The organism is Pseudomonas sp. TE6283 (assembly GCF_054060555.1).
In genome coordinates this window covers 73655-86731 of record NZ_JBSSDH010000012.1, presented here as the reverse complement: position 1 = coordinate 86731, position 13077 = coordinate 73655, and the positions used below count along the sequence as shown (strand labels likewise).

Sequence of the window (13077 nt, the reverse complement as noted above, 5' to 3'; positions counted from 1 at the left end):
TCAAGATTGACTATTTCTTCCCCAGCTTGCGCAGCTCGTCGGACTCAACCACCCGAATCCCGTCTTCCTCTTCCAGCGCCAGACGCCACAACGCCCGAGCCAGGGTGCAGGCCTCGATGCCCCGGTACTTGCCCGGTATCAGGCGGGCGAAGGGCGCCGCCATCCGTTCACCCAGACGCGGCTCGATCCGCTCGCCCAGCAACAGCGAAGGCCGCACGATGGTCAACTGCGGCCAGTCCTGCTGCTTGAGCGCCTCTTCCATCTCGCCCTTGACCCGGTTGTAGAAAACCGACGATTTCGGATCGGCGCCCAAGGCGCTGATCACCAGCAGGTGGCGGGCGCCCATCTCGCGGGCACGCTTGCTGAAGGCCACGACCATGTCCAGGTCGACGGCGCGGAAGGCGTTTTCCGAGCCGGCCTGCTTGAGCGTGGTGCCCAGGCAGCAGAAGGCGATATCGACGCGGCCGGCCAGTTGCGGGAGAAACACTGCCGGGTCGCCCACCGGGTTTTCCAGGTGCGGGTGCTCGGCCAGGGGGCGGCGGGTCGGTGCCAGCACGCGGCTGATGGTGGGCTCGTTGAGCAGGCGGTCGAGCAGGTGTTCACCCGTCAGACCCGTGGCACCGGCAAGCAGGACATGTTGAGGCGTCAGGTACATGATGTCTCTCCCTCGTTACTACACAGCTTAGTGGGCGCCAGGTGTTTTTGCCCGTTGCCCAGAAGCTGGCTGGGCTTCATTGCGCAGGGCTTGCTCGGCCTGTTGGCGGCGCAGGCGCTGCCAGTGGCTGATCACTGCCGGCGGCGCCCAGAGCTGCGGCTCCGAGGCTTCGAAGCCCTCCCTTCGTTCTCTTTCGGCAACGCTTTGCCGCGCCAGTTCAAACGCCTGTTTCAAGTCGTCAGTCTGGTTCAGCGCCTGGGCGAACAGGGCGTCGCCGAAATAGGTGAAGTCGGCTTCTTCTGAGCAGCCGAACGACACCCGGTCGGGGCGCGCGGCGGTCATGACCAGGGTGCGGTCGTCCTTGAGCGGAGCGATGTAGCCACCCGAATAGCAGGCCGAGATGACGATTACCTTGTCGCGGTCTTTCAGCGGGGCCAGGGCGCTGGCCAGCTCGTCCGCGGAGAGGTCGGCCAGTTGCAGGCGCGGCTGGTCGAGGACCAGTTGGTGGTCATGGCTGCCATGGCTGGTCAGGTAGATGAACACCAGGTCCTCGGGGCCGCTGCGCTCGGCCAGGGTGCGGGCGGCACGGGTGAGGTTCTCGCGGGTGGCCATCGGGCGGTCGGCCAGGTGGTCGCGATGGTTGACCAGGGTCACCTGGCCGTGGGCGCCGAAGCGCACCTTGAGCATGTTGCTGACATAGTCGGCCTCGCGCAGGAATACGCTCTGCTGGCCGTCGCCGGCTACCACCAGGCTGTACAGCTGCACCGGCGGCACCGACGCCGGCACCTTGGCCAGGGCATCGGCCAGCAGCTTGCCCTGGTTGAGCAAGGCCAGGTCCAGTGGGTCGGGCAGCAGGTTGCCCTGGGCATCGCGCACGCGCACGCCGTTGACCCAGGTGCCGCTCTCGATCCGTCCGTCCGGGTGGGTCAGCTTGCCGCGACCGTGGTAGGTGTCGTCGGCGAAACCGCCGACGTACTGGCTGCCGTCGGCCAGCTGCAAGGTACCGCTGCCGGCGAAGCGCCAGTCGCGAAAACCGCCCTTGTAGCGGCTGCCGTCGCTGCCCAGCAGTTCGCCCTGGCCGACCAGTGAGCCATCCTTGAAGTCGCCGATCCAGACGTCGCCGTCGGCGCTCTCGTAGCGCCCCCGGCCTTCGAGGCGGTTGTCCTTGAATTCGCCGATGTACTGCTCGCCATCGGCGCTGTCGTAGGTGCCGGCGCCTTGCAACTGCCCGTCGATGAAGTGGCCGCTGAACTGGTTGCCGCTGGCGTCGCTGCGCACCCCGGCGCCATTGGGCTTGCCCTTGGCGAACAGGCCCTGGTAGCGGCTGCCGTCGGCCAGTTCGAGTTGGCCGGCGCCTTCGTACTGGTCGTCCTTGAACTGGCCGCGGTAGGTCTGGTCGTTCTGCTTGAGCGTGCCCTCGCCGTCGCGTCGGCCATGCTTGAAGGTGCCTGCATAATGGCTTCCGGGGGTGGTCAGGTCGCCCAGTCCCTGGAACAGGCCTGCACTGAACTGGCCGCGATAGACCTCGCCGTTGCTGCCATGCCATTCGCCCTGGCCATGCCACTGGCCGTCCTTGAAGGTGCCGGCATACCAGCTGCCGTTGGGGTAGTCGATGCGTCCCTCGCCTTGCAGCAGGCCATCGACCACCTGGCCGCGGTAGCGGCCGCCGTCGGGCAGCCGGGCGTCCGGAGGCGACAACGGTTCACCTTCGCCGCAGGCGGCAAGCAACAGGATCAAGGTCAGGGGAAGCAGGGGGCGCATGGCGGGTTCCGCGGCAATCGATGCGCCGAGTATGCCGCAGAACGCGCGGGTGCGTGAATCGGGGCCGCGTGGCGGCCCCAGGGGCGCATCAAACGAAGCAGAGCGACAGCGGTTCGGCGATGTAGGCGGGTTTTTCTTCGCCTTCGATCTCGAGGGTGACGGTGGCCTTGAGCAGCCACTGCCCCGGTTTCTTCTCGGTGGCGTCGGTCAGGTCGACCTTCAGTCGTACCTGGCTGTCGACCTTCACCGGCTGAATGAAGCGCACGCTGTCCAGGCCGTAGTTGACCACCATCTTCAGCCCTTCGGGCAGCACGAGGATGTCTTCCATCAGCTTGGGGATCAGCGACAGGGTGAGGAAACCATGGGCGATGGTGGTACCGAACGGCGTTTTCTTCGCCTTTTCGGGATCGACATGGATGAACTGGAAATCGCCAGTGGCCTCGGCGAACAGGTTGATGCGTTGCTGATCGATCTTCAGCCAGGCGGAACGTCCCAGTTCCTTGCCAACGTACTGCGAAAGCTCTGTAACGGGTACATAGGGCATCGCGACATCTCCAGATTGTCATTTGGTACGACTGTGCAAGATCAGCACGGCGAACCGTTTCAGTCAAGTTGACTGCTTTTCGCCGAATATCGCCTTATAGGCAGTTGCTTAGCGTGCTTATAATGGCCGCCATGCTCTGAGGGAGGTCCATATGCTGTTGCGTGGTTTGACCTGGCTGGTGCTGTTCCAGTTGCTGGGAACGGCGATCAACCACCTGTTGCTGCCCATCCTGCCCGGGCCCATCATCGGCCTGTTGTTGTTGATGGCCTTCCTGATGACCCGTGGCGAGGTTGGCGAGCCGCTCAACGAGGCCGCTGGCAGCCTGTTGCGCTACCTGCCGCTGCTGCTGGTGCCGCCGGCGGTGGGGGTGATGGTCTACGCCAGGGACATCGCCGCCGACTTCTGGGCCATCGTCGGGGCCTTGCTGATCTCCTGCCTGCTGACCCTGGTGTTCGTCGGCGTGCTGATGCAGAAGCTGATCCACCGCCAGGGCAAGCGCGAGGAGCAGCCATGATCCTCGACTGGCACGGCGCGCTCGAGGCGGTCATCCATCATCCGTTGTTCGGCATCGGCATCACGTTGGCCGCCTACCAGCTGGTGCTGGCGGGCTACGAGAAGACCCGCTGGATCTTCCTGCAACCGGTGCTGGTGTCGATGCTGGTAGTGATCGGTATCCTCCTGGCCTGCGGCATCGACTACGCCGAATACCGCAAGAGCACCGAGATCATGAACATCCTCCTGGGGCCGGCCACCGTGGCCCTGGCGGTACCGCTCTACCTCAACCTGCGGCGCATTCGGCAGCTGTTCTGGCCGACATTTACTACGCTGGTAGTCGGAGGCCTGTTCGCCACCGTGGCGTGCCTGGCGCTGGGGTGGTGGTTCGGTGCCGAACACATGATCCTGATGACCATGGCGCCGAAATCGGTCACTTCGCCGATCGCCATGCTGGTGGCCGAGCAGATCGGTGGTGTGGCGGCCCTGGCCGCGGTGTTCGTGCTGATCACCGGGGTTATCGGTGCGATCTTCGGCCCGGCGCTGTTGACCCGATGCGGCGTGCTCAGTCCCGAGGCGCGAGGCATGGCGCTGGGGGTGACCGCCCATGCGGTGGGCACTTCGGTGGCCTTGCAGGAAAGTGATGAATGCGGCGCCTTCGCCGCGCTGGCGATGAGCCTGATGGGGGTGGCCACGGCGGTGTTCCTGCCGTTGGCGGTCAGCCTGGTGGCTTGAGGAGTCGAGATGACGTTACCGCTGTTTCCCCTCAATACCGTGCTGTTCCCCGGTTGCCTGCTCGACCTGCAGATCTTCGAGGCGCGCTACCTGGACATGATCGGCCGCTGCATGAAGCAGGGCGCCGGTTTCGGCGTGGTGTGCATCCTTGAAGGCGAGCAGGTGGGCAAGGCACCGCCGGTGGTGGCCTCGCTCGGCTGCGAGGCGCTGATCCGCGATTTCGTGCAGCAGGACAACGGCCTGCTGGGTATTCGCGTCGAGGGCGTGCGGCGGTTTCGTGTCGAGCAGACCGAGGTGCAGAAGGACCAGCTGATGCTCGCCGAGGTGCAATGGCTCGCGGACCTGCCGGACAGTCCGTTGGTGGAGCAGGACGACGACCTGCTGGCCTTGCTGCTGGCGTTGGGCGAGCACCCGATGGTCGAGGCGCTGGACATGCCGCGCGACGTGGACGGGCGCCAGTCGCTGGGCAACCAGCTGGCGTACCTGCTGCCGTTCATGGAAGAGGACAAGCTCGACCTGCTGGCCATCGATTCGCCACAGCTGAGGCTGGAGGCGATCCAGGCGCTGCTCGAGCGGATCCAGGGCGAGTTGTTCGCCTGAGCTGCCCAGGCCCGCTCCAACACCTCGCGAGTGCATCAGTACTGGTAACGCAACAACGCCTTTGGCAGTGCATGCAGGGCAAAGAACGCCAGCAACGCGACGCAGGCCGGCAGCACCAGCCACCACACCCGTTGCGGCAGCGCCACCAGCGGCTGGCGATGCTGCACTAGGGTCAGGCTTGCCGCGCACACGCAGCACGCCAGCAGTGCCCCGGCCAGGATGTCGGTCGGCCAGTGCGCCCCGAGGTACACCCGCGACAAGGCGATCGCCAGTGCCGGCAGGCAGCCCAGCATGACCCAGGTCAGGCGCATGCGCGGTGGCTGCCCGCGACCGGCCAGTACCGCCAGCACCAGGAAGAAGGCGAAGGACGCCGAGCTGTGGCCGCTGGGCATGCTGTAGCTGGTCAGCGGATCGACCAGCACTTCGGGGCGGGCGCGGGCGAACAGCCATTTCAAGGTGCCGTTGGCGGCGGCGGTGCCGATCAGCGTCGCCCCGGCGAACAAGGCATGGCGCCATTGCCGGGCCAGCAGCAGCAGGCCGGTGAGCAGGCCGCCCAGGAAAAACTGGGTACGGAAGTCGCCCAGGCGGGTGACCAGCACCACGGCGCCGTCGATGACCTGGCTGCGGTGTTCCTGGACCAGGGTCATCACGCCCTGGTCGAACTCGCTCAGGTATGGCCAGCCGATGAACAACGCGGCCACGGCCAGGCCGCTGAGGGCGGCGATCAGGCGGGTGCCATGGCGCTGGTCGCGGATGCTGGTGCTCAGGCTCAGGCCGATCAGTACCGCCAGGGTGCCGACGACGATTCCGGCGTCCAGCCAGAACCCTTCCGGCAGTGGCAGGCGCATGGCCGCGCCGGTGGCCCAGCCCGGCAGCAGGTAGGCCACCGACCAGCCGGCGCCGGCCACCAGGCTCACGGCGATGAAGCGCGGCAGTGGCATGTCGAACATGCCGGCAACCATCGGCAGCATCGGCCGTAGCGGGCCGATGAAGCGGCCGACCAGCAGGCTGGCGATGCCGTAGCGCTGGAAGTACGCCTCGGCGCTGCCGATCCACTGCGGGTGGCTGCGCAGCAGCGGCAGGCGGCGGATGTTCTGGTGGAAGTACTTGCCGATGCCATAGGAGATCGCATCGCCCAGCACGCCGCCGAGGAAGCCCAGCAGCAACGTCTCGCCGAGGCTGAAGGCACCGCTGCCGGCCAGCACGGCGACGGCGAACAGCAGCACGGTGCCGGGCACGATGATGCCGGCGATGGCCAGGCATTCAACGCAGGCCACGATGAAGATGGCCAGGCCCAGCCACTGCGGGTTGGCGCCAAGCCAGGCGGTCAGGCTGTCCAGCCATTGGCCCATGGTTCAGTTTCCTTGTTCGAGCATGAAGAAGTCTTTCCCTTCGACCTGGCCGCGGCGCAGCGGGTTTCGGGTGCAGAAGCGCGCGTAGTCGGCATCGACGAAACGGTAGGGCAGGTGTTCGTCGCGACCGTGGGGGATGCCCAGGCGGGTGGTCTGGATCACCCTTGGCACCGGGATGCCGCAGTCCTCGACATACAGGCGCTCGGGGTCGAAGCGCCGGGCGTCCCAGTGCGGCACCTTCAGGCCCATGGCCCGGCACAGCAGAGTCTGGCCGTTGCACAGGCGTTCGGGGGGCCGCAGGTTGCCGCTGGTGTCGGGGTTGTTCAGTTGCATCCGGGCCAGGCTGTTGGCGTCGGACATGGTGTCGGTCCACGGGTAGGCGGACTTGATCAGCACCGCGTTGCCTGGGCCGTGGGCGCTGAAGTTCAGCGAGTCGCCGCCACGGGCGTAGTACATGTAGATGTGCCCGCCGTCGAGGAACAGCGCCTTGCGCTTCTCGGTGAAGCCCAGGGAGGCGTGGCTACCCTTGTCGGTCAGGTAGTAGGCCTCGGTCTCGATGATCCGCGCCGCCAGCCAGAGATCGCCTTGGCGATGGCGAATGACCTTGCCCAGCAGCTCGCGGGCGAGGGTCTGGGCATCGCGGTCGAAGAAGCTGTCGGGCAAGGCCCGGGCCGGGCAGGGTGCTGGAGCGGACATACGCACGGTTCGTGGTTGTGAAGGCGGCGATGATAGCAATGAATGGCTTAATCGAGACTGAATCAGATTGACGCGATGGCAGGGCATTTCCGCTTGCGCATATCGGGCTGCATGCCCCAAAGGGCGTGGGCGCCGGCTTTCCCCTTGCTGGGGTTGAGGTATTTTTCGATACGGGTGGTTACATCTTTCCTACACATTCCTTCCAGCATTTTCTACCATCCGCCACCCGCCGCTGGGCGTACCCGAGCGCTCCAGTTATAATCAGCCGATTTCCCCTTTGCCAAGACATCGAGCCCATGACCGAGTCCGTTCTTGACTACATGACCCGCCTGGGTCGCGCCGCCCGTGAGGCCTCGCGGGTGATCGGCCGTGCCAGCACCGCGCAGAAGAACCGCGCCCTGCAGGCCGCCGCCGACGCCCTCGACGCGGCCCGCGACGCGCTCACCGCAGCCAACGAACAGGACCTGGCCAACGGTCGCAAGAACGGCCTGGAGCCGGCGCTGCTCGACCGCCTGGCACTCACCCCCGCACGCATCGACGGCATGATCACCGGCCTGCGCCAGGTGGCCAGCCTGCCGGATCCGGTCGGCGCCATCCGCGACATGAGCTACCGTCCGTCGGGCATCCAGGTCGGCAAGATGCGCGTGCCGCTGGGTGTCATCGGCATCATCTACGAGTCGCGCCCCAACGTGACCATCGACGCCGCCAGCCTGTGCCTGAAGTCAGGCAATGCCACCATCCTGCGCGGCGGCTCCGAAGCCATCCACTCCAACCGCGCCATCGCCGCCTGCATCCAGCGCGGCCTCGCCGAGGCCGGCCTGCCGCCGGCGGTGGTGCAGGTGGTCGAGACCACCGACCGCGAGGCCGTGGGCGCGCTGATCAGCATGCCGGAGTTCGTCGATGTGATCGTCCCGCGCGGCGGCCGTGGCCTGATCGAACGCATCAGCCGCGATGCCCGGGTGCCGGTGATCAAGCACCTGGACGGCATCTGCCATGTCTTCGTCGATGCCCACGCCGACCTGGACAAGGCCTGGCGCGTGGCTTTCAACGCCAAGACCTACCGCTACGGCATCTGCGGCGCCATGGAAACCCTGCTGGTGGACCAGGCCGTGGCCGAGCGCTTCCTGCCGGAAATGGCCCGCCGCTTCCACGACAAAGGCGTCGAGCTGCGCGGCTGCGAGCGCACCCGCGCGATCATCGACGCCAAGCCTGCCAGCGAAGACGACTGGCACACCGAATACCTCGACGCGATCCTGTCGATCCGCGTTGTCGACGGTCTGGAGCAGGCCATCGAGCACATCAACCACTACGGTTCGCACCACACCGACGCGATCATCACCGAGCACCAGGGGCAATCCCGGCGTTTCATCGCCGAAGTCGACTCGGCATCGGTCATGCTCAACACCCCGACCTGCTTCGCCGATGGCTTCGAGTACGGCCTGGGCGCGGAGATCGGCATCTCCACCGACAAGCTGCACGCACGTGGCCCGGTCGGCCTGGAAGGCCTGACCTGCGAGAAGTACGTGGTGATCGGTGACGGGCAGCTGCGCGGCCAGGAGTCGTGCTGAGTTGAGCAACGCTGTGGCAGTCCGGCGCGTCGGCATTCTCGGCGGTACCTTCGACCCGGTGCATATCGGCCACCTGCGCAGTGCGCTGGAGGTGGCCGAGTTCATGCGCCTGGACGAACTGCGCCTGCTACCCAACGCCCGTCCGCCGCACCGCGACACGCCGCAGGTGTCGGCCCAGGACCGCCTGGCCATGGTGCGCGGCGCGGTGGCCGGGGTTGAATGCCTGAGTGTCGATGCCCGTGAGCTGGCCCGCGACAAGCCGTCGTACACCATCGACACGCTCGAATCGATCCGCTCTGAATTGAACGCGCACGACCAGCTGTTCCTGGTGCTGGGCTGGGACGCGTTCTGCGGACTGCCCAGCTGGCATCGTTGGGAAGAGCTGCTGCAACACTGTCATATCCTGGTGCTGCAGCGCCCGGATGCCGATGTCGAACCCCCTGACGAGTTGCGCAACCTGCTGGCGGCGCGCTCGGAGAGCGATCCCACCGCCATGTCCGGCCCGGCGGGGCACATTTCGTTCGTCTGGCAGACCCCGCTCGCGGTGTCCGCCACGCAAATCCGACAGCTGCTGGCCAGCGGCAAGTCGGTGCGGTTCCTGGTGCCGGACGCAGTACTGGCCTACATCGAGGCGCACGATCTGTATCGTGCGTCCAACTGACGGCGCCCGCGGGCGCCTCATTCAATGAGTTGAACGAGTTTTATATGACCAAGCAGAAAATCAATGGCATCAGTGGCGAAGAACTGGTCGAGCTGACCAAGGCCGCACTGGAAGACGTCAAGGCCCAGGACATCCAGGTCATCGACGTGCGTGAAAAGCACAGCCTGACCGACTACATGATCATCGCCACCGGTACCTCCAACCGCCAGATCAACGCGATGCTGGAAAAGGTCCGCGAAGCGGTCAAGGCCAAGGGCGCGCAGCCGCTGGGCGAAGAAGGCAAGGGCGACAGCGACTGGGTGTTGCTGGACCTGAACGACGTCATCGTGCACATGATGACCGCCGCCGCCCGCCAGTTCTACGACCTGGAGCGCCTGTGGCTGGGTGCCGAGCAGAGCCGTGCCGCCGATGGCAAGCACCACAGCCCGGAAAACACCCACGACTATTCCGACAAGCTCAAGGACCGGGAATAAGGTCGCGCCGTGCGTCTGCGTCTGATCGCGGTCGGCTCGCGCATGCCCAAGTGGGTCGAGGAAGGCTGGCATGAGTATGCCAAGCGCCTGCCCCCGGAGCTTGCGCTGGAGCTGGTTGAAATCCCGCTGAACACCCGCGGCAAGAATGCCGATGTCGCCCGCCTGATCCGTCAGGAGGGCGAGGCGATGCTGAGCAAGGTGCAGCCTGGAGAACGCATCGTCACCCTCGAGGTCCATGGCAAGCCCTGGAGTACCGAGCAACTGGCGGGCGAGCTGGACCGTTGGCGCCTGGATGCGCGCACGGTCAACCTGATGGTGGGCGGCCCGGAGGGGCTGGCGCCGGAGGTCTGCGCGCGCAGCGAACAGCGCTGGTCGCTGTCGCCGCTGACGTTGCCGCACCCGTTGGTAAGGATACTCATCGGCGAGCAGATCTACCGCGCCTGGACCGTGTTGTCCGGGCATCCCTACCACAAATGAACCTGTAAGCCTGTCCGATGCCGCAGCAGATCCGCCTCAAGGACCACGAGAAAGACGCCCGCCTGGTGCGCAACCGCGTTGTCGTGGGCGCCGTGGCGGTGGTACTGCTCGTCTGCGTGCTGATCGCCCGGCTGTATTACCTGCAGGTCATCCAGTACGACTATCACTCGACGCTGTCGGAGAACAACCGGGTGCATGTGCAGCCGATCCCGCCGACCCGAGGGCTGATCTTCGACCGTAACGGTGTGGTGGTGGCGGACAACCGCCCCAGCTTCAGCCTGGTGATGACCCGCGAGCGCGCCGGCAACGCCGGCAAGTGGCAGGACGTGCTGGATGTGATCGTCGAAGTGCTCGAGCTCACCCCCGACGACCGTGCCCTGTTCGAAAAGCGCATGAAGCAGGGGCGTCGGCCATTCGAGCCGGTGCCGATCCTGTTCGAGTTGAACGAGGAGCAGATTGCCCGCATCGCGGTCAACCAGTTCCGTTTGCCCGGCGTGGAAGTGGCGGCGCAACTGGTTCGCCATTATCCCCAGGGCGCGCATTTCGCCCATTCGGTGGGCTATGTCGGACGGATCAACGAGAAGGAACTCAAGACCCTCGACCCGGTGAACTACAGCGGCACCCACCACATCGGCAAGACCGGCATCGAACGCTTCTACGAAGACGAGTTGCATGGCCAGGTGGGCTACGAGGAAGTCGAGACCAACGCCCGTGGCCGCGTGCTGCGAGTGCTCAAGCGCACCGACCCGAAGCCTGGCAAGGACATCGTCCTGAGCCTGGACATCAAGTTGCAGGAGGCCGCCGAGCAAGCGTTGGGCGGGCGCCGTGGCGCCATCGTCGCCCTCGATCCGCGCACCGGCGAAGTGCTGGCCATGGTCAGCCAGCCGAGCTTCGACCCCAACCTGTTCGTCACCGGCATCGGCTTCAAGGCTTACGCCGAACTGCGCGATTCGATCGACCGGCCATTGTTCAACCGCGTGCTGCGCGGCCTCTACCCGCCAGGCTCGACCATCAAGCCGGCGGTGGCGATCGCCGGTCTCGACAGCGGCGTGGTGACGGCGGGCAGCCGGGTGTTCGACCCGGGCTACTACCAACTGCCCAACTACGATCACAAATACCGCAACTGGAACCGCACCGGCGATGGCTGGGTCGATCTGGATGTGGCGATCATGCGGTCAAACGACACGTACTTCTACGATCTTGCACACAAGATGGGGATCGATCGGTTGTCCAGCTACATGAACAAGTTCGGTATCGGGCAGAAGGTCGCCCTGGACATGTTCGAAGAGTCGCCCGGGTTGATGCCTTCCCGTGAATGGAAGCGCGCCACCCGCCGCCAAGCCTGGTTCCCCGGCGAAACCCTGATCCTCGGCATCGGCCAGGGCTATATGCAGACCACGCCGCTGCAGTTGGCCCAGGCCACCGCGCTGATTGCCAACAAAGGCGTGTGGAACCGTCCACACCTGGCCAAGACCATCGAAGGCCAGCCTCCGGTGGACGAGAACCCCATGGAAAACATCGTCCTGCGCGACAAGTCGGACTGGGCCAAGGTCACTCACGGCATGGAGCAGGTGATGCACGGCACCCGCGGCACCGCTCGCAAGGCCGCCATTGGCTCGCAGTACCGCATCGCCGGCAAGAGCGGTACTGCTCAGGTGGTGGCGATCAAGCAGGGTGAGAAGTACGACCGCAACAAACTCCAGGAACGCCACCGCGACCATGCGCTGTTCGTCGCCTTTGCCCCGGCCGACGATCCGCGGATTGTGGTCTCGGTGATGGTCGAGAACGGCGAGTCCGGCTCCGGCGTCGCCGCCCCCGTGGTGCGCCAGGTCATGGATGCCTGGCTGCTTGACGAGAACGGCCGGCTCAAGCCTGAGTTCGCCCCCGCCACAGTCGCCCAGGAATCGGCCCCGTGAAGAACAACTTCGACCGCATGCTCTCCAGCGAGGACGTGATGCGCAGGCGCGCCAGCTTCCTGCAGCGCATTCATATCGACGGCCCCTTGCTGCTCATCCTGCTGACGCTCGCCGCCGGCAGCCTGTTCGTGCTGTATTCGGCCAGCGGCAAGAACTGGGACCTGTTGATGAAGCAGGCCAGCTCGTTCGGCATCGGCCTGGTGTCGATGTTCATCATCGCCCAGCTCGAGCCGCGTTTCATGGCGCGCTGGGTGCCGCTGGCCTACCTGGCCGGGGTGTTCCTGCTGATCGTGGTGGACGTCATGGGCCACAACGCCATGGGTGCGACGCGCTGGATCAACATTCCCGGGGTGATCCGCTTCCAACCCTCGGAATTCATGAAGATCATCATGCCGGCGACCATCGCCTGGTACCTGTCCAAGCGCACCTTGCCGCCGCACCTCAAGCATGTGGCGATCAGCCTGGTCCTGATTGGTGTGCCGTTCATCCTCATCGTGCGCCAGCCGGACCTGGGCACGGCGCTGCTGATCCTCGCCTCCGGCGCTTTCGTGCTGTTCATGGGCGGGCTGCGCTGGCGCTGGATCGTCAGCGTGATCGCTGCGGCGGTGCCGGTGGCGGTGGCGATGTGGTTCTTCGTCATGCACGACTACCAGAAGCAGCGCGTACTGACCTTCCTCGACCCGGAAAGCGACCCGCTGGGCACCGGCTGGAACATCATCCAGTCCAAGGCGGCGATCGGTTCGGGCGGGGTGTTCGGCAAGGGCTGGCTGCTGGGCACCCAGTCGCACCTGGACTTCCTGCCGGAAAGCCATACAGACTTCATCATCGCCGTGCTCGGCGAGGAGTTCGGCCTGGTCGGCATCTGTCTGCTGCTGCTGATCTACATCCTGCTGATTGGCCGCGGGCTGATGATCACGGCCCAGGCCCAGACCCTGTTCGGCAAGCTGCTCGCGGGCAGCCTGACCATGACCTTCTTCGTTTATGTGTTCGTCAATATCGGTATGGTCAGCGGCCTCCTGCCCGTGGTGGGCGTGCCGCTGCCCTTCATCAGCTATGGCGGAACTTCGTTGGTGACGCTGCTGTCAGCGTTTGGCGTTCTCATGTCGATCCATACGCACCGCAAGTGGATTGCACAGGTTTGAAAAAG

At 65.5% G+C, this 13077-nt stretch carries 14 protein-coding genes; 9 read left to right on the top strand and 5 right to left on the bottom strand.

Features of this window, described 5'->3' with window-relative positions; all coding sequences use genetic code 11:
* Positions 1-10: 10 nt before the first annotated feature.
* The 3 genes from ACVWZ5_RS16960 to ACVWZ5_RS16950 all read right to left on the bottom strand — a co-directional run bounded on the left by ACVWZ5_RS16960 (position 11) and on the right by ACVWZ5_RS16950 (position 2960).
* The gene (locus tag ACVWZ5_RS16960) at positions 11-655 is read right to left on the bottom strand and encodes an oxidoreductase (protein ID WP_028690375.1); all 645 of its coding nucleotides are present in this window, start codon (positions 653-655) and stop codon (positions 11-13) included.
* Positions 656-682: 27 nt separating this feature from the next.
* Positions 683-2416, bottom strand: a complete 1734-nt coding sequence (locus ACVWZ5_RS16955; RefSeq protein ID WP_062575310.1) for a C13 family peptidase — start codon at positions 2414-2416, stop codon at positions 683-685.
* Between the two features lie 88 nt (positions 2417-2504).
* The gene (locus ACVWZ5_RS16950; RefSeq protein ID WP_028690377.1) at positions 2505-2960 is read right to left on the bottom strand and encodes a MaoC family dehydratase; all 456 of its coding nucleotides are present in this window, start codon (positions 2958-2960) and stop codon (positions 2505-2507) included.
* Between the two features lie 151 nt (positions 2961-3111).
* Here ACVWZ5_RS16950 and ACVWZ5_RS16945 point away from each other — a divergent pair, with 151 nt between their 5' ends.
* Genes ACVWZ5_RS16945 through ACVWZ5_RS16935 form a run of 3 tightly spaced genes read left to right on the top strand, consistent with a single transcriptional unit; the run spans position 3112 to position 4787 of the window.
* Positions 3112-3474 (top strand): CidA/LrgA family protein, encoded by a 363-nt coding sequence (locus tag ACVWZ5_RS16945; protein WP_028690378.1) that lies wholly within the window; start codon positions 3112-3114, stop codon positions 3472-3474.
* A complete protein-coding gene (locus tag ACVWZ5_RS16940; RefSeq protein WP_028690379.1) occupies positions 3471-4187 on the top strand; it encodes an LrgB family protein in 717 nt (238 codons plus the stop codon). Before ACVWZ5_RS16945 ends, ACVWZ5_RS16940 begins: the two co-directional genes overlap by 4 nt.
* A gap of 9 nt (positions 4188-4196) precedes the next feature.
* On the top strand, positions 4197-4787 hold the full coding sequence (locus ACVWZ5_RS16935) for an LON peptidase substrate-binding domain-containing protein (protein ID WP_028690380.1): 591 nt from the start codon (positions 4197-4199) through the stop codon (positions 4785-4787).
* Positions 4788-4822: 35 nt separating this feature from the next.
* On the opposite strand, the gene ACVWZ5_RS16930 is transcribed toward ACVWZ5_RS16935, so the two are convergent.
* Positions 4823-6139, bottom strand: coding sequence for a bifunctional DedA family/phosphatase PAP2 family protein (locus ACVWZ5_RS16930; protein ID WP_084941832.1), 1317 nt, complete (start codon positions 6137-6139; stop codon positions 4823-4825).
* Between the two features lie 3 nt (positions 6140-6142).
* Entirely contained in the window at positions 6143-6835 is a 693-nt protein-coding gene (locus ACVWZ5_RS16925; protein ID WP_084941833.1) for a DNA-3-methyladenine glycosylase, read from the bottom strand.
* A gap of 296 nt (positions 6836-7131) precedes the next feature.
* Between ACVWZ5_RS16925 and ACVWZ5_RS16920 the strand changes: the two genes are divergently transcribed.
* From ACVWZ5_RS16920 to rodA, 6 genes are read left to right on the top strand one after another with little or no spacing between them, the layout of a single operon-like run.
* The gene (locus ACVWZ5_RS16920) at positions 7132-8403 is read left to right on the top strand and encodes a glutamate-5-semialdehyde dehydrogenase (protein WP_096049261.1); all 1272 of its coding nucleotides are present in this window, start codon (positions 7132-7134) and stop codon (positions 8401-8403) included.
* Position 8404: 1 nt separating this feature from the next.
* A complete protein-coding gene (gene nadD, locus ACVWZ5_RS16915; protein ID WP_062575307.1) occupies positions 8405-9064 on the top strand; it encodes a nicotinate-nucleotide adenylyltransferase in 660 nt (219 codons plus the stop codon).
* Between the two features lie 44 nt (positions 9065-9108).
* Entirely contained in the window at positions 9109-9537 is a 429-nt protein-coding gene (rsfS, locus tag ACVWZ5_RS16910) for a ribosome silencing factor (RefSeq protein ID WP_062575306.1), read from the top strand.
* 9 nt (positions 9538-9546) lie between these two features.
* On the top strand, positions 9547-10014 hold the full coding sequence (rlmH, locus tag ACVWZ5_RS16905) for a 23S rRNA (pseudouridine(1915)-N(3))-methyltransferase RlmH (protein ID WP_023631106.1): 468 nt from the start codon (positions 9547-9549) through the stop codon (positions 10012-10014).
* Between the two features lie 17 nt (positions 10015-10031).
* Positions 10032-11930, top strand: a complete 1899-nt coding sequence (gene mrdA, locus ACVWZ5_RS16900; RefSeq protein ID WP_062575305.1) for a penicillin-binding protein 2 — start codon at positions 10032-10034, stop codon at positions 11928-11930.
* Positions 11931-11968: 38 nt separating this feature from the next.
* Entirely contained in the window at positions 11969-13072 is a 1104-nt protein-coding gene (gene rodA, locus ACVWZ5_RS16895) for a rod shape-determining protein RodA (protein ID WP_062575787.1), read from the top strand.
* Positions 13073-13077 lie beyond the last annotated feature (5 nt).